This is a genomic window from Burkholderia sp. IO2 (genome assembly GCF_029522185.1).
Lineage (GTDB): Bacteria > Pseudomonadota > Gammaproteobacteria > Burkholderiales > Burkholderiaceae > Burkholderia > Burkholderia cenocepacia.
Genome location: NZ_JAKWFH010000043.1, coordinates 32,364 through 52,513 on the forward strand (window position 1 = coordinate 32,364; position 20,150 = coordinate 52,513).

The 20,150-nt window shown below is 68.2% G+C and carries 15 protein-coding genes and 1 tRNA gene; 3 read left to right on the forward strand and 13 right to left on the reverse strand.

Features of this window, described 5'->3' with window-relative positions:
* Window positions 1-3: 3 nt before the first annotated feature.
* The 5 genes from MMB92_RS24950 to MMB92_RS24970 form a co-directional block, all read right to left on the reverse strand.
* Window positions 4-1,566 (reverse strand): FAD-binding oxidoreductase, encoded by a 1,563-nt coding sequence (locus MMB92_RS24950; protein WP_212092987.1) that lies wholly within the window; start codon window positions 1,564-1,566, stop codon window positions 4-6.
* On the reverse strand, window positions 1,563-3,242 hold the full coding sequence (locus MMB92_RS24955) for a glycerol-3-phosphate dehydrogenase/oxidase (protein ID WP_006492899.1): 1,680 nt from the start codon (window positions 3,240-3,242) through the stop codon (window positions 1,563-1,565). The genes MMB92_RS24950 and MMB92_RS24955 overlap by 4 nt, the downstream gene beginning before the upstream one ends.
* Before the next feature lie 18 nt (window positions 3,243-3,260).
* Window positions 3,261-4,802: an FGGY family carbohydrate kinase gene (locus MMB92_RS24960; protein ID WP_034202543.1), complete on the reverse strand. Its 1,542-nt coding sequence runs from the start codon at window positions 4,800-4,802 to the stop codon at window positions 3,261-3,263.
* Window positions 4,799-6,262 (reverse strand): MFS transporter, encoded by a 1,464-nt coding sequence (locus tag MMB92_RS24965; RefSeq protein WP_034202544.1) that lies wholly within the window; start codon window positions 6,260-6,262, stop codon window positions 4,799-4,801. The genes MMB92_RS24960 and MMB92_RS24965 overlap by 4 nt, the downstream gene beginning before the upstream one ends.
* Window positions 6,263-6,502: 240 nt before the next feature.
* Window positions 6,503-7,222 carry an SDR family oxidoreductase gene (locus MMB92_RS24970; protein ID WP_059722640.1) on the reverse strand — a complete coding sequence of 240 codons (720 nt, stop codon included), beginning with the start codon at window positions 7,220-7,222 and terminating at the stop codon, window positions 6,503-6,505.
* 132 nt (window positions 7,223-7,354) lie between these two features.
* Between MMB92_RS24970 and MMB92_RS24975 the strand changes: the two genes are divergently transcribed.
* From MMB92_RS24975 to MMB92_RS24985, 3 genes are all read left to right on the forward strand, one after another.
* Window positions 7,355-8,332 carry a LysR substrate-binding domain-containing protein gene (locus MMB92_RS24975; RefSeq protein WP_277563016.1) on the forward strand — a complete coding sequence of 326 codons (978 nt, stop codon included), beginning with the start codon at window positions 7,355-7,357 and terminating at the stop codon, window positions 8,330-8,332.
* A 114-nt stretch (window positions 8,333-8,446) separates the two neighbouring features.
* Window positions 8,447-9,835, forward strand: a complete 1,389-nt coding sequence (locus MMB92_RS24980) for a nucleobase:cation symporter-2 family protein (protein ID WP_034178302.1) — start codon at window positions 8,447-8,449, stop codon at window positions 9,833-9,835.
* A 131-nt stretch (window positions 9,836-9,966) separates the two neighbouring features.
* Entirely contained in the window at window positions 9,967-10,392 is a 426-nt protein-coding gene (locus tag MMB92_RS24985; RefSeq protein ID WP_062885433.1) for an NUDIX hydrolase, read from the forward strand.
* A 77-nt stretch (window positions 10,393-10,469) separates the two neighbouring features.
* Here MMB92_RS24985 and MMB92_RS24990 read toward each other — a convergent pair whose 3' ends face one another.
* From MMB92_RS24990 to fdnG, 8 genes are all read right to left on the reverse strand, one after another.
* Window positions 10,470-10,682, reverse strand: coding sequence for a hypothetical protein (locus tag MMB92_RS24990; RefSeq protein WP_006488812.1), 213 nt, complete (start codon window positions 10,680-10,682; stop codon window positions 10,470-10,472).
* Window positions 10,683-10,889: 207 nt separating this feature from the next.
* Window positions 10,890-10,985: transfer RNA gene (locus MMB92_RS24995), tRNA-Sec, on the reverse strand.
* A gap of 41 nt (window positions 10,986-11,026) precedes the next feature.
* Window positions 11,027-12,952, reverse strand: coding sequence for a selenocysteine-specific translation elongation factor (selB, locus tag MMB92_RS25000; RefSeq protein WP_048986921.1), 1,926 nt, complete (start codon window positions 12,950-12,952; stop codon window positions 11,027-11,029).
* Entirely contained in the window at window positions 12,949-14,388 is a 1,440-nt protein-coding gene (selA, locus tag MMB92_RS25005; RefSeq protein ID WP_006495931.1) for an L-seryl-tRNA(Sec) selenium transferase, read from the reverse strand. The genes selB and selA overlap by 4 nt, the downstream gene beginning before the upstream one ends.
* Before the next feature lie 73 nt (window positions 14,389-14,461).
* A complete protein-coding gene (fdhE, locus tag MMB92_RS25010) occupies window positions 14,462-15,397 on the reverse strand; it encodes a formate dehydrogenase accessory protein FdhE (protein WP_006492897.1) in 936 nt (311 codons plus the stop codon).
* 109 nt (window positions 15,398-15,506) lie between these two features.
* Window positions 15,507-16,133 carry a formate dehydrogenase subunit gamma gene (locus MMB92_RS25015; RefSeq protein ID WP_027805740.1) on the reverse strand — a complete coding sequence of 209 codons (627 nt, stop codon included), beginning with the start codon at window positions 16,131-16,133 and terminating at the stop codon, window positions 15,507-15,509.
* The gene (fdxH, locus tag MMB92_RS25020; protein WP_006488883.1) at window positions 16,130-17,044 is read right to left on the reverse strand and encodes a formate dehydrogenase subunit beta; all 915 of its coding nucleotides are present in this window, start codon (window positions 17,042-17,044) and stop codon (window positions 16,130-16,132) included. The genes MMB92_RS25015 and fdxH overlap by 4 nt, the downstream gene beginning before the upstream one ends.
* 10 nt (window positions 17,045-17,054) lie before the next feature.
* Window positions 17,055-20,126 carry a formate dehydrogenase-N subunit alpha gene (gene fdnG, locus MMB92_RS25025; RefSeq protein ID WP_077208670.1) on the reverse strand — a complete coding sequence of 1,024 codons (3,072 nt, stop codon included), beginning with the start codon at window positions 20,124-20,126 and terminating at the stop codon, window positions 17,055-17,057.
* Between the last annotated feature and the right edge of the window lie 24 nt (window positions 20,127-20,150).

Below are 20,150 nucleotides of genomic sequence, written 5' to 3' on the forward strand. Positions count from 1 at the left end.
CGTTTACCGGTCGACGTGCGGGCCGGTCTCGTCGCCGAGACCAAGCTTGCCGGGGTTGAGAATATGCTTCGGGTCGAGCGCGCGCTTCACCGCCCGCAGCACCGGAAACGCGGTGCCCAGCGAATCGCGCATGTACGGCGCACGCAACAGCCCGACACCGTGGTGATGGCTCAACGCCGCATTGTATTGGATCAGCACCGCGTTCGCCGCGTCCCACGCCGCGCGATACCACGCGGCCCGCTCGGCCACCGCGACGTCGCCGCGCAGCGAGAAATACAGGCACGCGCCGTCCGCGTACGCATGCGACTGGTGCGCGGACCCGGCCAGCGTGCCCGGCACCGCCTGCAACGCGGCCACCACGTCGCGATAGATCGCCGCGAGGTCGCGCCAGCGGCCGCACATTTCCAGCGTGTCGGCGACGAAGCCCGGGCTGCGCTTGAAGCCTTCCGCGCTCTTGCCGGTCAGGTAGCGGGTGTCGAGCCACTTCTCGAAGATCGCGTCGCCATCGAGCTTGTGCCCGCTCGCGTCGCCGACGCGCGCGCCGATCGCCATCACCGCATCGACCATCTCCGGCGCGCCCTCGTCGGCGATCAGCAACACGTTCGTGTCGGGCAGGCCGAACTGCACGCCGCTCTCGAGCGCGTCGTAGAGCCGAAGCGCCGCCGGATTCGCGCCGCGCTGCAGGATCTCGCGGCACGCGTCGAGGCCGGCCGCGAACGTGTCGAAGCCGTACGCGAGCGCACGGCCGTAGTCCGGCAGCCGATGCAGCTTCAGGCGCGCACGCACGATGATGCCGAGCGTGCCTTCGCTGCCGATGAACAACTGCTGCAGGTCCGGGCCCACCGCCGCGCGCGAATACCCGCCCAGCGTGACGAGGCTGCCGTCCGCGAGCACCACGTCCATGCCGAACACCATGTCCTCGATCTTGCCGTAGCGCGTCGACAGTTGCCCCGCGCCGCGGCACGCGATCCAGCCGCCCACGGTGCTGATCCCGAACGACGACGGCCAGTGCCCCATCGTCAGCCCGTGCTCGCGCTGCAGCGTGGCCTCGAACACGTCGCCGAACATGCCGGCTTCGACGTCGACGATCTGGCTCTCGGCGTCGACGCCGACCAGCCGGTTCAACCCGCACACGTCGAGCACGATGCCGCCGCGCACCGGCAGCGCCGCACCCGTCACGTTGCTGCGGCCGGCCGACGCCGTGACCGGCAGCGTCGCCGCGTGTGCGATGCGCATCACGGCCTGCACCTGCTCGACCGTCGACACGCGCACGACGACCGCGTGCGGCGTCGCGGGCCGGCCGCCCGTCTCCGCGACCATCGACGCGGCCCACCAGTCGCGCGTCCACGCGACGACGTCGGCCGGCTGCACGAGCACCTCGTCGGCCACCGCGCGCAGCGCGTCGACCTGCTGCGGCGATACCGTGACCGGCGCCCGCTGCATGCCGGCCTCGACAGGCGCGCCGCCTGTCGCGGGCAGGTTCAGTGCGTAGGGCGGCGGCGTATGCGCGCCGACGACGTAGTTGCCGCGGTTGTAGCCGCGCTTGATGGCTTCCTTGCTGATCATCCGTTTTCTCCGATGAGGATGGCTTTTTCGAGTGCGACGGCGGCGACGTAGTCGCGCACCTGGCTGGCGACGGCCGCGTCGGACAAGCCGAGCTCCGCCTGAAGGATGGCGCCGACGCGCGGCGCGGCGCGTGCCGACGCGTCGCGCGCCATCAGCCGCGCGCGGGTGCGGCGCGACAGCACGTCGTCGACGCTGCGCGCGAATTCGTGGCGTACCGCATAGAGCACTTCCGCTTCGCTGTACGGCAGCCCTTCGACGATCGGCGCGAGCAGCGACGGCGTCGCATCGGCGAGGTCGCCGACGAAGCGCGCCTCGGTGCCGTAGCGTTCGCCGAGATGCGCGGCGAGCCCGCCCGATGCGACGATCGCCTGCGGGTCGTAGCCGGCCGCGCCGAGCAGGTACGCCGATTTCGTGCGGCAGCGCGTGCGGCGGCCGAGCAGCTTGCCGACCGTATCGATGGTCTGCTCGGCCATGTGCCGCGACGTCGTCAGCTTGCCGCCGACGATCGTCACGAGGCCGTCCGGCGCGACATGGATCTCGTGATTGCGTTTCATCTCGATCGTCTTGCCGCCGGGCGGCCCGACGAGCGGCCGGCATCCGGCGATGCTGCCGACCACGTCGTCCGCGCTCAGGTCGACTTTCAACGCGGAGCGCGCGCCTTCCAGCAGGAAATCGAGTTCCTGCCGCGTGCAGTGCACGTCGTCGAGATCGCCGTCGTAGTCCTCGTCGGTCGTGCCGAGATACGACACGTTGCCCCAGCGCGTGATCGTCGCGCGGCGGTTGCGGCCCGGCACGGGGATCGTCACCGTGCAGTCGTTGCGGATCTTCAGCCACGGAATCGCGACGTGCACGCCCTTCGCAGGCCGCACTTGCAATCCAGATGCGTCGCCCTTGCGTGCCCCGGTCCAGTCGCGCAGCCACACGCCGGTCGCCATCACCACCACGCGTGCCCGCACGCGCCGCTCGCGGCCGTCGGCGTGCACGATCGCGCCGTCGACCTTGCCGTGGCCGTCGCGCGTCAGTTCCACCACGCGTGCATGATTCGCCACCGCCGCGCCATGAAACGCGGCCGTGCGCACGAGGTTCAGCGTCAGGCGCGCATCGTCGACGCGCGCGTCGAAGTACAGGAAGCCGCCCGTCAGGTAGGTTTCGTTGAAGGTCGGGCAATGCGACAACACCTCGGCCTTGGTCAGCTTCTGGTGCAGGATGCCCTCGCGCCAGCCGCCGGCGATGTCGTAGGTCCACAGCAGGCTTTCGAAGGCTTTCGCGAGACGCCGGTCGAACACGCCCTCGCGCTCCATCACCGGGAACAGGAACGGCAGCCGCTGCACGAGATGGCGCGCGTTGCGCCGCAACCGCTGCCGCTCGAGCAGCGAATGGCGCACGAGCCCGAGATTGCCCTGCTCGATGTAGCGCAGTCCGCCGTGCACCATCTTCGACGATTTCGACGACGTGCCCGACGCGAAATCGCTCTTCTCGACGAGCGCGACGCGCAGCCCGCGCAGGCTCGCGTCGAACGCCGCGTAAGCGCCCGTCACGCCGCCGCCGACGATCAGTACGTCGAACGTATCCGTCTCGAGTCGCGCCAGATGCTCGTCGCGGTTCACGCGTAGCGGCTCCGTGGCCGTCATGCCGGCCCGGTCCGTGCGGGGTTTTCTGGATGGCAAAAACATCATGCTGGTCGTTCTCCGTGCTTACGCATGAGCAAAATCGGCCGCGTGCGCGAGCTCGGACGCGATCCGCGCATGCCAGGCCGCGCGCCGCCGCTGCCGGCTGTCCGCATCGATCGACGGTTCGAAGACGGCGTCGGTGACGAGCGTCGCACGGGCCGCCTCGAGCGATTCCCACAGCAACCCCGACGCGCCCGCGAGAAACGCCGCGCCGCGCAGGCTCGCGCGATCGCCGTCGCGCATCCGGCGCACCGGCACGCCGCTCACGTCGGCCTGGATCTGCAGCAGCGTGTCGCTGCCCGCGAGGCCGCCGCCGACGATCAGCTCGGACACGCCGGCCCGCGCGACCGCCTCGTTCGCCTCCATGCACGACGCGACCGAATGCGCGATGCCTTCGAGTACCGCATGCGCGACCTCGGCCTGGGTCGTCGCGATCGAGATGCCGGACAGCAGCGCACGCGCGTTCGGCTCCATCCTCGGCACGCGCAGGCCGGTGAGCGCCGGCACGAAGGTCACGCCGCGCGCCGACCGCACGCTGCCCGCCAGCGCGCTGATCTGCGCGGGGTCGTCGAACCAGCGCAACTTTTCGCAGACCCAGCGCAACGCCGAGCCGGTCGTCGCGACGAAGGTTTCGAGCGAGTAATGCGACACGCCGCCGTGCCGCCGCGCGGTCATCGCCAGCGTGCCGTCGTGTGCGTGGCCGGGTTGCGCATGCGATCCGGCGTCGGGGCGCGCCGTCCCCGTCAGCAGGTCGACGAAGCTGCCGGTGCCGTGCACGCACATTGCCTGGCCGCGCTCGACGCAGCCGAGGCCGACCGCGCCCGCGAACTGGTCGCCCGCGCACGCGAGGATCGGCACGTCGATGCCGAGCACGTCCGCGCGCGTGTGGCCGAACGCGTCGGCGTCCTCGCGCAGCGCCGGCAGCAGTTCGCGCGGAAAGCCGAGTGCGTCGAGCCACGGGTCGAAATAGCGATGCTCGCCGAGCAGGTATGCGCTGGCGGACGTCGCGTTGGTCGGCGTCGTGATGCACGCGCGTGCCTCGGACAGATGCCACAGCAGCCACGTGTCGATCGTGCCGAACGCGAGACGGCCGGCGCGATGCGCATCGGCCACCGCCCGCGACGTACGCAACTGGTGCACGGCCCACAGATACGGCGAGCGCACCCCCGCCGGCCGGCCGACCTGCGGCACCAGCACGCGGTCCCAGTCGGCCGCGAGACGGTCGAGCTCGGCCGCATGGCGCGTGTCCTGCCAGACCATCGCGGGCACGAGCGCGCGCCCGGTCCGCGTGTCCCACAGCACGGCGGTCGCACGCTGCGTCGCGAGCGCCAGCGCGACGATGCGCACGTGCTGTTGATGCGCCTGCGCGAGCGTCGCACGGCAGACGGCGAGCGTCTTGTCGAGGATCGCGTTCGCGTCCTGTTCGACGACGCCGGGCTGCGGGCTCTCGACCGACAGCGGCAGGTATTCCAGGCACGACACGTGGCCGCTCGCGTCGACGAGCGCGGCGCGCGTGCCGGACGTGCCTTCGTCGATCGCGAGAATGGCGTTTCGGGATTCGGTCATCGCTGCGTTTTCTCGATGGCGGGTTTCAGGAAGGCCGACGTGGCGCGCGCGTCGTCGCCGAAGTGCGGCGCGTCGGGTTCGTTGTCGGGATTGACGGTGGTGCGGGTCGGATCCCAGCGGATCGCGAAACAGATCGCGCTGGCCACGCACGGCACGATCGCGAGGATCAGGAACGTGTGTTCGAGGCCGTAGCGCGCACGAAACAGCGGAAAGACCAGCAGGCCAAGCGCGGCGCCGATCGAGCCGAGCGCCCCGACGATGCCGTTCGCACCCGCGCGCAATTCGCCGCGAAACGACAGCGACGACAGGCTCTTGCCGTTCGCGCCGGGGCCGGCCGAGTGGAACAGGATGAACAGCGACGGCACGACCACCGACAGCCACAGCGGCATGCGCGCATGAAACAACCCGAGCGCAACCAGCATCACGCAGACCGCCGCGAAGCCGAACGCCGACGCGCGACGCAGCCCGACACGGCGGCCGACCGCCGACGACGAGAAGCCGCCGACGATCCCGAACAGGTTGAACACGAGCGCGCCGAGCGTCGCGTAGACGAAGTCCTTGCCGAACAGCGCCGCGCTGATCAGCGGCAGGTACCAGCCGATCGCGAAGTATTCGATCGACTGGCCGATCTGCACGGTCGCGGCCAGGATCGTGCGCGGCAGGTAGACGCCGCGAAAGATCAGCAGCACGTTCGCGAGGCCGCGCGTGGCCGGATTGACGACGGGAGTACGTTCATGCGCGGGCGCGGCGACGAATGGCTGCCCGTAGATGCGCGTCATCGCGCGCGCCGCCTCGTCGAGCCGCTCCTTGCGGGCGAGCCAGATCGGGCTTTCGACGAGGAATGCGCATTGCAGCGCGAGGATCGCGACGCCGAACACGGCGGTCGCCGCCACCGAGTAGCGCCAGATCGAATCGCCGACCTGCCAAGCATGAAACAGCAGCGCGAGCAGCAGGTTCAGGCACACGGCCGTGTACCACATGCCCTGCCAGGTATTGAGTCGGCTCTTCAGGTGGCCCGGCGTGAATTCCGCGAGCATCGCCATCGCGATCGCGAAGTCGATGCCGTACGCCATCCCGACGAAGAAGCGGCCCGCGAGAATCGTATTGAAATCGGGCGCGAACACCACCAGCAACGCGCCGATCACCGACAGCAGCTTCGCGGCGATCAGCGGCCGCACGCGGCCCCAGCGGTCGGCCATCCAGCCGCCGATCGGGTTGAACGCGATCGCGACCCACGACGCGAACGACGTCATCCATGCGACCTGTGCGGCCGACAGATGCAATTCGTGCGTCATCGGCCCGAGGCCGGCGCTCAATGCCGAGTTGGAAAATGCGTCGAGAAACAGCCCGCCGAGCGACAGCCACCAGACGAGTCCCGCCCTGCCCGCGATACCGGGGCGCGTGTCGAGAAAGGAGATGACGTCTTCAATGCCATGAAGCTTGACCGCGATCGTTTGCACAATCGGCCTCCGTATATTTGTTCTGTAAGAGGCTCGACATTGCAGATGCGATCGACGCATGGAGAGACCATCTTACAGATAGTCTCTTATCTAGATCTGCCTGCGCAATTTACGGCGGGCAACGCGCTGGTGTCAAGCGCGGTCGGTTGTGCGATGCAGCGACGCGCACGTCGGCGCTCCCCGCAATCGTTGCGTACGCAACGTCATCTCCCGGCTGGCCGCGCGCGGTCAGCCACCTGTTCACCACGGCACCGTGCGCCCCAGATAGTCGAGGTATTCGAGCCCGGGCCGCGCCCGCTTCGCGAGCAGCACGTCGACGAGGCTCGGCACGCTTTCGTCGATGGTCAGGCGTGCGTCGGGCCCGCCGAGTTCGGTGCGGACCCAGCCGGGCGCCATCAGCGCCATCGCGCGGCGCGTATCGGCCTGACGCGCCGCGAAGCTGCGCATGAACTGGTTCAGCGCGGCCTTGCTGCCGCGATAGACCTCGCGCATGCCGCTGACGTTGTTCGCGACGCTGCCCTGCCCCGACGACATCGCGCCGATCAGCCCGTCGTCGGTCACCAGATCCTGCAGCGTCTCGATCGCGCGCATCGGCGCCAGCGCATTCGTGATCATCACGCGTACGAATTCGTCGGTCGTCACTTCACCGATCGTTTCGTTCGGATCGTTGGTCGTGCCCGCGTTCACGAACAGCATGTCGAAGCGCCGGCCCGCCAGACGCTCGCGCAGCGCGGCCAGTTGCGCGGGCGCGCAGATGTCGAGCGTGCCGATCTCGAGCCGGCCGTCGAACCGCTCGGCCAGCTCGTGCAGCTGCGTGCGCCCCGATCCTGCGCGCACGGTCCCCGTCACGTTCCAGCCCTTGTTCAGGAAGGCCTCCGCCATCGCGAGCCCGAGGCCGCGCGACGCCGCGACGAGGAGGATCGCGGGCGCGTTGCGTCGATTCGATTCAGTCGATTGCATGGTTTTCGCGTTTACCGTGTTCGTCATGCACCCACTATAGGCGGGCGCCACGACAGGCGCCAGACGCACCGAATGCAATCCATCGTTGCATCGAACGCCATGTCACGCCTCGCAGTGGCGTATCCTGTCCACATGGAAAACATCGACCTGAACCTCGTCACCGCGCTCGACGCGCTGCTGTCAGAGAGCAGCGTGACCGGCGCCGCGCGCCGGCTGGGCCTGAGCACGTCCGCGATGAGCCGCACGCTCACGCGGCTGCGCGCCGCCACCGGCGATCAACTGCTCGTGCGCGCCGGGCGCAGGCTCGTGCCGACCCCGCACGCAACCGCGTTGCGCGACCGCGTGCATGCCGTCGCGAGCGACGCGCGCGCCGTGCTGCGGCCGGCGACGGCCGACGTCGACCTCGCGACGCTCACGGCCACGTTCACGATCCGGGCGGCCGCGTCGTTCATGGAAATGCTGGCCGGCCCGGTCGTGGCCGCGCTGGCCGACGTCGCGCCGCACGTGCGTATCCGCTTCGTCCCGAAGCTCGACAGCGATCCGCAAGCGCTGCGCGACGGCACCGTCGACCTGCAAATCGGCAAGCGCGGCGACGACGCGCCCGAGCTGCACACGCGGATGCTCTTTCACGACTGGCACGTCGCGGTGGCGCGCGTCGGGCATCCGCTGTTCGCGTCGGCCCGGATCACGCCCGCGCGCTATGCAGCCTGCCGTCACGTCATCGCGGCCCAGTTCGGCGATTTCGACGGACCGGCCGACGACTCGACCGGCCAGGCCGGCCCGGACCCCGCCGTGCACGTCGTCGTGCCGGGCTATCCGGACGCGATGCGTGTCGCGGCCAGTACCGACCTGGTCGCGCTGGTGCCGCGCTCGAGCCTCGGCAATGCGTGCTCGCCGGGGCTCACCGACGCGCTCGGGCTGCGCAGTTTCGAGATCCCGGTCCGCTTGCCGGCGATCCTGGTGTCCGCGCTGTGGCATCCGCGCATGCACGGCGACCCCGTGCATCGCCGCCTGCGCGATGCGGTCATCGCCGTCTGCCAGCGCGCGTATCCGGATTCGCGCCCGCCACGCACGACGACGCGCGGCAAAGCAACGCGCGCAGCGGGCTGACGTCGCGCGGCTCACGCCAGCCGGCCGCCGTCGACTATTGCGGCACGGCCGGGCGGCGCCGGCGGGCCCTTCGGCTAAAATGCCGCACTTTCCACCTTGTCCGGCCCGCTCGCCATGCAACCCGCCTCCTCCGCCCAATCCGCCTCCCATGGCGCCGACGCCGCAGAATCGGCCCGCGACCTCGTCTACGGCCCGAACGACCGGCCGGCGCCGATGGTCGCCTTCGTCGCCGCGCTGCAGCACCTGCTGGCGATCATCGTGCCGATCGTCACGCCGGGCCTGCTGATCTGCCAGGCGCTCGGCGTGTCCAGCCGCGATACGACCCTGATCGTGTCGATGTCGCTGGTCATTTCCGGCATCGCCACCTTCGTCCAGTGCAAGCGCTTCGGCCCGCTGGGCGCCGGCCTGCTGATCGTCCAGGGCACCAGCTTCAACTTCGTCGGCCCGCTGATCGCCGGCGGCAGCCTGATGGTCAAGCAAGGCACGCCGGTCGAGACCGTGATGGCCGCGATCTTCGGCGTCGTGATCGCGGGGTCGTTCGTCGAGATGGGCGTGTCGCGCATCCTGCCGTTCGTGAAACGCCTGATCACGCCGCTCGTCACCGGCATCGTCGTGCTGCTGATCGGCCTCACGCTGATCAAGGTCGGCCTCATCAGCATGGGCGGCGGCTACGGCGCGATGGCCAAGGGCACGTTCGCGAGCGCGGAGAACCTCACGCTGTCGGGCCTCGTGCTCGGCACGATCATCCTGCTGAACCGCGTGCCGGTCGTCTGGGTGCGCAGCACCGCGCTCGTCATCGCGCTTGCGATCGGCTACCTCGCGGCCGCGTTCCTCGGCCGCCTCGATTTCACCGGCATGCACCAGGCCGCGCTGTTCCAGGTCCCGACGCCGCTGCACTTCGGCATCGGCTTCTCGTGGGCGCTGTTCGTGCCGATGCTGATCATCTATCTCGTCACGTCGCTCGAAGCGATCGGCGACGTGACGGCCACCAGCAAGATCTCGAACGAGCCGGTCGAAGGGCCGGTGTGGATGCAGCGCATCAAGGGCGGCGTGCTCGTCAACGGCGCGAACTCGCTGCTGGCCGGCGTGTTCAATACGTTCCCGAGCTCGGTATTCGCGCAGAACAACGGCGTGATCCAGATCACCGGCGTCGCGAGCCGCTACGTCGGCATCTGGATCGCGGGCATGCTGGTGGTGCTCGGCCTGTTCCCGGTCGTCGCCGGCGTGCTGCAGGCGGTGCCGGAGCCGGTGCTCGGCGGTGCGGCGATGGTGATGTTCGGTGCGGTGGCCGCGTCGGGCATCAACATCCTCGCGGGCGTCCACCTCGACCGCCGTGCGCTGCTGATCATCGCGGTGTCGCTCGCGCTCGGCCTCGGCGTGTCGCAGGTGCCGGACATTCTGAACAGCCTGCCGCATGCACTGAAGAACGTACTGGAATCGGGCGTGGCGACGGGCGGCATCTGCGCGCTCGTGATGAACTGGTTCCTGCCGGAAAAGAAGTAAAGGCAAACGCGGCACGAACCGCATGACGGCGCGGCACGCATGACGGGCCGCGTCGTTCGACCGTCGTCCGCGAACGTCAAATCGGGTCAGGCTGCCTTGGCCGATCGATCCGCGCTGGTTAGAATGGCTCCATGCCCCAAACGCGAGCGCCCACCCCCTCCGCCAAAACGAGCGCCGTCCCGATCAAGGAACGCGCGACCGTCGTCTGCTACCGCGACGAGCAAGTCCTGCTCGTCGCGCGTGCGTCGTCGCGCTGGGCGCTACCGGGCGGCACGATCAAGCGTGGGGAGACGCCGCTCGAAGCCGCGCATCGCGAGTTGTGCGAAGAAACCGGTGTGACCGGCCAGCATCTCGTGTACTCGATGCAGTTCACCGGGCTCGCAAAAATCCATCACGTGTTCTTCGCGGAAGTCGGCCCGGACCAGACGCCGCAAGCGAACAACGAGATCGAGAAATGCAAGTGGTTTCCGATCGACGGTGTCGATGCGCTGCGCGCAAGCATCCCGACGAAACGGATCGTCGAACTCGTCTACAACCACGAAATCCGTAAAGCGTAGACATCGGCGCGGCGAACGCATGCACGCGCAGCCGGCGAACTCGAGTCAATTTTCGTGGATCAGCGGCACGCGTGCGCTCAATGCGAGCGCTTTCTTCGCAGTTCGTGCGTGGAATAGACGACGAGGAAAACGCCTAGCATCGCGACGCCGGACGCCATGAAGTCGTTCGCGCTTCCCGAGCCGTGCAAGGATTGCGGGAAGATGCCGAGACTCAACCCTGCCGCCGCGAGAAACAATCCTGCAGCCACACCCCAGATCGGTCCGGCGGTCTTTTCGATTTTATTTTTCATACAGCACCCGTCTACAGTCATGACCTGAACGGTATCGGCAAAAACGCGCGCGTCTACCTTCAGTCATTTCACTATAGCCGGGAAATAATTCCCGCACTTCTAGTGCTTTTCCCGATCAAGTTTGCGCGGTCGCGGCCGTTGCGCGATGCGGGCGCTCGACGCGGGCGCGCGCAGTCCGAAGCATGCCGAGTCGGGAGAAAAACGAGGTGGCGGAAGGCAGCAGGAGTCGAACCTACCCAGGAGCGTCTGACGCCCCTAACCGGGTTTGAAGCCCGGCCGTACCACCGGATACGAATGCCTTCCGTGGGGAAAAGAATCAAAAGAGCGAGAAGAACGACGAGCGCCTACGCCTGAATACCCACCCAACCGCTGTCAGGCCGCAGGTAGTGAAGATCGCGGTGGAAGCGAGTATACCCAACCCGATCGAAGAACTCGAGAATCTGGATCGCGCGCTTGCGACCGAGCCCCGTCGCGTCGCGGAACGTCGCGGCATCGAGCCCGCCGCCGCGCGACGGCGCGAGATGCGCGACCAGTTCCGCCAGCTCGCGTGCGACGTCCGCGTGGTAGAACAGGTCGCGCACGACCTGGTGCACGTCGCCGCGCCGCGCGAGCTTGCGCAGCAGCGTGCGCACCGCGTCCTCGGCCACGCCCGTATCGCGAGCCAGGTCGCGCACCCACGGCGGATCGAAGCGCCCCGCGTGGATCAGCGGCAGCAGTTGCTGCGCCAGCGCTTCCTCGCGCGGCTCGAGGCTCACCGAATGCGACGGCAGATGCAGCCACGGCCCGCTGCGCACGACCTCGCCGCCCGCCACCAGCGCCTCGACGAGCGCGCGCCACAGCGCATCGCCGACGAGCGGCGCCGCCATCCGCCGCAGGCGTGCGGCGTCGAGCCCCTGCTCGTCGGGCATGCGCTCGTGGTACGCGCGCAGCGTATCGACCGCCCGTGCCTGCAACGCACGCCAGTGCGCCCGCGAAATCACCGCGCCTTCATTCGACGCGGCATCGCGCTGCCCGATAGCCAGCGCGTCGTCCGGCAACCCCAGCGCATCGGGTGCGAATCCCGTCAGATGCGTGAGCGTCGCGCGTGGCATGCCGAGCGGCGCCTGCGCCAGCAGTGCATCGAGGCGCCCTTCGTCGAGCCACGCGGCGAGCGCATCGAGCCACGCACGGCGCGCCGGCGTGCGGCGCTTGCGCGCCGGCCCGAACGGATCGAGCACGCGACCGCCGCCGACGGTGCGCGTTGCTTGCGGATTGCGAACGATGAAGCGGTCGCCCGGCAGCGCGAACACCGGTTCGTCGAACACCAGTTGCACGCGCATCCGCTGGCCGGCCGCGAGCGTGTCGCCGTCGAGCAGCGCGACGTGAGCCACGCGATGCAGCGTGCCGAGATGCACATGCAGCGGCGCCCAGTGCGTCAACGTCAGCCCCGCGTCCGCGAGCAACGTCAGTTCGACATCGAGGCGCGGCGACGTCGCGACGAGCCGCGCATCGGCGACGGTATCGCCCCGCTCGACGTCGGCCTTGTCGACGCCGGCCAGATTCAGCGCGCAACGCTCGCCCGCGCGGCCGGCCTCGACCGGCCGGTTCTGCGCATGGATGCTGCGCACGCGGGCCGCGCCGCCGGTGCGCACGATCGCGAGCGTGTCGCCGGTCGCGACACGGCCCGCGAACGCGGTACCCGTCACGACGGTGCCCTGCCCGGCGAGCGTAAACACACGATCGACCGCGAGCCGGAACAGGCCGTCATCGCGACGCGCGCGCCACGCGATCGCCGCGTCGGCCAGGTGCCGCTTCAGCGCGGCGACGCCCGGATCGTCGGCCACCGTCGCGCGCGTTTCGAAGATCGGCACGCCGGCCAGCGTCGAATCGTGCAGCCACGCGGCGATCTCGTCGCGCACCTCGGCGACCCGCGCGGCATCGACGCGATCACATTTCGTCAGCGCGACGGCACCATGCGTGACGCCGAGCAATTGCAGGATCGCGAGATGCTCGCGCGTCTGCGGCATCACGCCGTCGTCCGCGGCAATCACGAGCAACGCGAAGTCGATGCCGCACGCACCGGCCGCCATCGTATGAATCAGCTTCTCGTGGCCCGGCACGTCGATCAGGCCGAGCACGTCTCCATTGTCGAGCGGCGTATACGCATAACCCAGCTCGATCGAGATGCCGCGCGCCTTCTCTTCCTTCAGCCGATCGGTGTCGACGCCCGTCAGCGCACGCACGAGCGTGGTCTTGCCGTGGTCGATGTGTCCCGCGGTCCCGACGATCATGCGGCGGGCCCCGCGAGCGGCACGCATTGCGCGACGAACGCCGCTTCGTCGGCCGCTTCGACGCAGCGCAGGTCGAGCCGCAGCGCGTTGTCGGCCACGCGGCCGATCACCGGGCGCGGCCATTCGCGCAGGCGTTTCTCGAGCTGCGCGAGCGCGCGGCCGCTGCGCTTGCCGTCCGCCGAGCGCACGACGAGCCCGGCGCTCGGCAACTGGTCGACCGGTAGCGCGCCGCTGCCGATCTGGCTGAACATCGGCTCGACCGTCACGTCGAAACCGCTGCCGAGCGCGGCCTGGAACGCCGGACGCACGCGTTCGGCGGCCTCGGCGATCTCGCGCTGCGGGCGCGTCAGCAGGCGCAGCGTCGTGAGCCGGTCGCGCAGGAATTCGGGCGACTGATACAGCCGCAGCACGGGTTCGAGCGCCGCGAGCGTCAGCTTGCCGACGCGCAGCGCGCGCTTGAGCGGATGCTTCTTGATCTTCGCGACGAGTGCGCGGTCGCCGACGATCAGGCCGGCCTGCGGCCCGCCGAGCAGCTTGTCGCCGCTGAACGTGACAACGTTTGCGCCGGCGGCGACGGTTTCCTGCACGGTCGTCTCGTGCGGCAGGCCCCATTGCGACAAGTCGGCGAGCGTGCCGCTGCCGAGATCGACGGCGACCGGCACCCCGCGCTCGCGTGCGAGCGGCGCGAGTTCAGCGAGCGTCGTCTCCTTCGTAAAGCCGCTGATCGCGTAGTTGCTGCAGTGCACCTTCATCAGCAGCGCCGTGCGCGGGCCGATCGCGGCCGCGTAGTCGTGCAGGTGCGTGCGGTTGGTCGTGCCGACCTCGTGCAGCTTCGCGCCGGCACGGCTCATGATGTCGGGGATCCGGAACGCCCCGCCGATCTCGACCAGCTCGCCGCGCGACACGACCACTTCCCGCTTCGTCGCGAGCGCCGACAGCGTCAGCAGCACGGCCGCCGCATTGTTGTTGACGACGGTCGCGGCCTCCGCACCCGTCAGTTCGCACAGCAGATCGTCGATCAGGTCGTCGCGATCGCCGCGGCGGCCGGTCGCGAGGTCGAACTCGAGGTTGACGGGCCGCGTGAGCGCGTCGACCACCGCGCGCACCGCGTCGTCGGGCAGCAACGCGCGCCCGAGGTTCGTGTGCAGCACGGTGCCGGTCAGGTTGAACACGGTGCGCACGGCGCCCGCGCTCTGCGCGGCCAGCGTGCGCGCGACGGCCGCTGCGATGCGCGGCTCGTCCAGTGGCTCGGCCGCCGCGGGATCGTGCTGCGCGGCCGTGCGCCAGCGTTCCAGTTCGGCGCGCACCGCGTTCAGCACACGCGTGCGGCCATAGTCGTCGATCAGCGGTTGCAACGGTGTCGACGACAGCACGCGCTCGACGGACGGCACACGCGCCAGCACGGCATTCAGTTCATTCACACCCGGTTCGGTCACGTCGTCGTGGCTCCAGTCTCATGCTTCGCAGTCGGCCGGGCCGGCGCTCGCGCCCCGCCCCGGCCCCGTGCCGTCAGTCCGCTTCGCGCGACACGTCCGGCCACAGCAGCGGGTTCGGCGAACTGCGCTGGTAGCCGGCCTCGTTCATCAGCAGGTCGAGCGTGAGACTCGCGAGATCGTCGGCCAGCGGCTCGAACTCGTAGTCCTTCTCCTGATAGCCGATCTTGCGATAGGTCTTGCACTCGTCGCACGATTCGGCCTTGATCGCTTCGCTGCCGCCTTCGATCCCGTGATACGCGATGCCTTTCGTCGAATCGCAGTGCGAGCACTTGGTACGCACCATGTGCCACTCGGTCGTGCACAGCCCGCACTGGAGGAAACGGTAGCCCTGATACTGGCCGCCGACCCGCACGACGCTCGCGACCGGATGCGTGCCGCACACCGGGCACAGCCCCGGCTGGTCGAGATACGGGACATCGGTCGGCGTCACGCGGCTCGCGAGGTCCGTCCACGCGACCTGCAGCGCGGCCATCAGGAACGGCGCGGTGGCCGGGTCGACCTCGGCGAAGCGCAGCGCGAGGATCGCGTCGGCCTGTGCGTCAAGCTCGGCGGGCGCCATCAGGCGCAGCCGGTCGAGCAGCTTCGCGAGTTGCGGATTGACGAGCCCCGCGCTTTCGACGCGGTCGAGCAATTCATACAGCACGGCGCGCCAGCGCGCATCGCGCTCGCCGTCGAGCGCCGGCACGAGCGGCATCGAATGTTCCTGTGCGCGTGCGATCGCTTCCTTCGACGGCAGCGGCAGCTCCAGCGCTTGCAGCGTCGCGTGCTGCGCGTCGGCGACGGTGGCCATCAGCCGCAGGTAGCCGCTGATCGGGTTCAGGTCGGCAAGCTTGCGCAGCCGCGCGGCGCGCGCCGCGAACGCGGTCGCGCGCTCCGGCAGGCGAAAGCGCGGAATGGCCGAATGATCGAGTGCCGAGATCTCGGTCGGTTCGAGAATGCGTTGTGTCACGAAAATTTCTTCCAAAAAACAAGCGCCGACGAATCGGCGCTCTTCAGGCGATTCCGGCGGTTGGCGGAGCGGTACGCCGCAATCGGCGTACCGCTTCCGCTCCGGTGCGTTATTTCACGCTTTCACGGAACCACTTCGGGTGATGCTTGCGGGCCCAGCCCAGCGTGACGGTGCCGCGCACCATCGCGCCGATCGAACCCTTCACCCACAACGCCGCGTAAATGTGCACGATGATGCTCGCGATCAGCACGAAGGCCGCCACGGCATGCACGACAGCGGCCGCGCGGATCACCCCGATCGGGAAGTAGAACGAGAAATAGCGCCGCCAGATCACGATTCCCGACAGCAGGAGCAGCAACAGGCACGCCACCAGCGTGAAGAATAGCAGCTTCTGTCCGGCGTTATAGCGCCCGACCGGCGGCAGCTTGTCTTCCTGGTTGGTCAGCACGTCGCCGATCTGCTTCAGCCATTGGCGATCGTCCGCATCGAGCGCATTGTGGTGCCAGAACCGCACCACGAGAATCGCGAACGACACGAACATCACGAGACCGACGAACGGATGCAGGATCCGCGTCCACTGGCCGCCGCCGAACAGCGCGGTCAGCCAGAACATCGACGGATGGAACAGCGCGAGCCCGGACAGCGCGAGCAGCACGAACGTGATCGCGGTGATCCAGTGGTTCGTGCGCTCGTTCGGCGTGTAGCGGACGATCAGGTTGGGGTCGTCGTGGTTCATTTCGCGTCCTCCTTGATGCGTCGTGCCTCGTCGCGGGCAGCGGCTTCTTCCTCGTCGGTGACCTCGTTCGGACCGACCCGCGTGTAGTGGAAGAACCCGGCCAGCGCGGTCAGCGCGAGGCCGGCGACCGCGAGTGGCTTCGCGATACCCTTCCACAGCTTCACCATCGGGCTGATCGACGGATTGTCGGGCAGACCGTGATACAGCGACGGTTTGTCCGCGTGGTGCAGCACGTACATCACGTGCGTGCCGCCGACGCCCTGCGGGTCGTACAGCCCCGCATGCTCGAAGCCGCGCTCCTTCAGGTCCTCGATCCGCTCGGCCGCGTGCTGCTTCATGTCCTCCTTGGTGCCGAACACGATCGCGCCCGTCGGGCAGGTCTTCACGCAGGCCGGTTCCTGGCCGACCGCGACGCGGTCGGAACAGAGCGTGCACTTGTATGCGCGATGATCCTTCTTCGAGATCCGCGGCACGTTGAACGGGCAACCGGTCACGCAGTAGCCGCAACCGATGCAGTTCTCCTCGTGGAAGTCGACGATCCCGTTGTTGTACTGCACGATCGCGCCCGGCGACGGGCATGCCTTCAGGCAGCCCGGATCCTCGCAGTGCATGCAGCCGTCCTTGCGGATCAGCCACTCGAGGTCGCCCGCCGGGTTCTCGTATTCGGAGAACCGCATGACCGTCCACGAATGCTCGGTCAGGTCGGCCGGGTTGTCGTACACGCCGACGTTGGTGCCGACTTCGTCGCGCAGGTCGTTCCACTCCATGCATGCCGTCTGGCATGCCTTGCAGCCAATGCACTTCGATACGTCGATCAGCTTCGCGACGCTCCCGGTCACCGGTTCGCGCACCGTGGGCGGTGGCGTCGTGGTGGCCGAGACGCGCTTGATATCCAGCGATTGCAATGCCATCTCTTCCCCCTTACGCCTTTTCGACCTTCACCAGGAACGACTTGAATTCCGGTGTATAGGAGTTGCCGTCACCCACGGACGGAGTCAGGGTATTGGCGAGATAGCCGGGCTTCGTCAGGCCCTTGAAGCCCCAGTGCAACGGGACGCCGACCGTCTGGACCTTCTTGCCGTCGACCGTCAGCGGCTTGATCCGCTTCGTGACGAGCGCGACCGCGATGATGTAGCCGCGCTTGGACGACACCTTCACGCGCTCGCCATGCGCGACGCCGACTTCCTTCGCGAGGTCTTCGCCGATCTCGACGAATTGCTCGGGCTGGATGATCGAGTTCAGCCGTGCATGCTTGGTCCAGTAGTGGAAGTGCTCGGTCAGCCGGTACGTGGTCGCCACGTGCGGGAATTCCGCCACCTTGCCGAACGACGCACGGTCGTCCGGGAACACGCGGGCGGCCGGGTTGTTCAGCGCCTGCGGGTTGTTCGGGTGCAGCGGGTTCGCGGCGAGCGGCGTCTCGAACGGCTCGTAATGCTCGGGGAACGGACCTTCGTTCATCCCCGCGCGGGCGAAGAAGCGCGCGACGCCTTCCGGATTCATGATGAACGGCCCCATCCCGTTTTCGGGCGGTTCGTCCGCCTTGAAGTCCGGGATGTCGGCGCCCTTCCACGCGCTGCCGTTCCAGCCGATCAGCTTGCGGGTCGGGTCGAACGGCTTGCCGGCGACGTCGCACGACGCGCGGTTGTACAGGATCCGCCGGTTCGCCGGCCATGCCCACGCCCAGTTCAACGTCTGGCCGATACCGGTCGGGTCGGAGTTGTCGCGCCGCCCCATCTGGTTGCCGGCCTGGGTCCACGCGCCGCAGAAGATCCAGCAGCCGCTCGCGGTCGTGCCGTCGTCCTTCAGTTGCGCGAACGCGGCAAGCTGCTCGCCCTTCTTCACGAGCGTCTTCGCCGGATCCTTCGGATCGGGCAGATCGGCGAGCGCTTTCCCGTTGAACTCCATCGCCAGTTCCTCGGGCGTCGGGCTTTCCGGGTTCGCGTACGGCCAGGTCAGGTTCACGATCGGGTCCGGATACTTGCCGCCGTCCTTCTGGTACAGCTTGCGCATGCGCAGGAACAGCCCCGACATGATCTCGAGGTCGCTCCTCGCTTCGCCCGGCGGCTCCGCGCCCTTCCAGTGCCACTGCAGCACGCGGCTCGAACTCACGAGCGAGCCGTTTTCCTCCGCGAAGCAGGTGGTCGGCAGGCGGAACACCTCGGTCTGGATCTTGGACGGATCGACGTCGTTGTAGTCGCCGTGAGGCTTCCAGAACTCGGACGTCTCGGTCGCGAGCGGATCCATGATCACGAGCCACTTCAGCTTCGCGAGGCCGGCCGCCGTCTTCACCTTCGACGGCGCCGCCGCGAGCGGGTTGAAGCCCTGGCAGATGTAGCCGTTCATCTTGCCGGCATTCATCAGCTCGATCGCCTGCAGCAGGTCGTACTGCTTGTCCAGCTTCGGCAGGTAGTCGTACGCCCAGTTGTTCTCGGCGGTGGCCGCGTCGCCCCACCACGACTTCATGAAGCTGACGTGGAAGGCCTTGTAGTTCTTCCAGTAGCTCAACTGGTTCGGCCGCAGCGGCTGCTGCACGCGCTTCTTGATGTACGCGTCGAAGTCCTGCTCCGCCTGCATCGGCAGCGTCATGTAGCCCGGCAGCAGGTTCGACATCAGCCCGAGGTCGGTCAGCCCCTGGATGTTCGAGTGGCCGCGCAGCGCGTTCATCCCGCCGCCGGCGATGCCGATGTTGCCGAGCAGCAGCTGCACCATCGCGCCGGTGCGGATGATCTGCGCGCCGATCGAGTGGTGGGTCCAGCCGAGCGCGTACAGCACCGTGCCGGCGCGGCCGGGTACGGCCGTGCTCGCGAGCATCTCGCACACCTTCAGGAATTTGTCCTTCGGCGTGCCGCAGACCTGCTGGACCATGTCCGCCGTATAGCGCGCGTAGTGCTGCTTCAGCAGGTTGTATACACAACGCGGATGCTGCAGCGTCGGATCGACCTTCGCGAAACCGTCGTCGCCGCGCTCGTAGTCCCAGCTCGATTTGTCCGGGTACGCGTGCTTCTGCGCGTCGTAGCCGGAATAAATGCCGTCGTTGAACGCGAAATCCTCGCGCACGATGAACGAGAAGTCCGTGTAGTTCTTCACGTACTCATGCTGGATCTTGTCGTTCGTCAGCAGATAGTTGATGACGCCGCCCAGGAAGACGATGTCGGTGCCGGTGCGGATCGGCGCGTAGTAATCGGCCACCGAGGCCGTACGCGTGAAGCGCGGGTCGACGACGATCAGCCGCGCCTTGCGGTGCGCCTTCGCCTCCGTCACCCACTTGAAACCGCACGGATGGGCCTCGGCTGCATTGCCGCCCATCACGAGAATCACGTCCGCGTTCTTGATGTCGACCCAATGGTTCGTCATCGCTCCACGGCCAAACGTCGGGGCAAGACCTGCCACCGTCGGGCCATGTCAGACACGCGCCTGATTGTCGAATGCAAGCATCCCGAGACTGCGGATGGTCTTGTGCGTCAGGTAGCCGACCTCGTTGCTGCCCGCCGACGCGGCCAGCATGCCGGTCGTGAGCCAGCGGTTGACCTTCGCGCCGTCTTCGGCCGTCTCGACGAAGTTCGCGTCGCGGTCGGCCTTCATCAGCTTCGCGATGCGGTCGAGCGCGTCGTTCCACGAGATGGGTTCCCACTTGTCCGAGCCGGGCGCACGATACTCGGGGTGCGTCAGGCGGTTCGGGCTGTGGATGAAGTCGATCAGGCTCGCGCCCTTCGGGCACAGCGTGCCGCGATTGACGGGGTGGTCGGGATCGCCTTCGATGTGGATGATGCTCGGCTGCGCATTCTTCGCGCCGTCTCCGAGGCTGTACATCAGGATGCCGCAACCCACTGAACAGTAAGGACAGGTGTTGCGCGTTTCGACGGTGCGCGCCAGTTTGTACTGTCGGACTTCGGCCAGCGCTTCGGACGGAGAAAAGCCCATCAGGGCAAGACTCGATCCGGCAAGCGACGTGGCCGTCACCTTCAGGAACTGGCGCCGGGACATTTGTAGCATGGCGGTCTCGGCGTTATTGTGGGG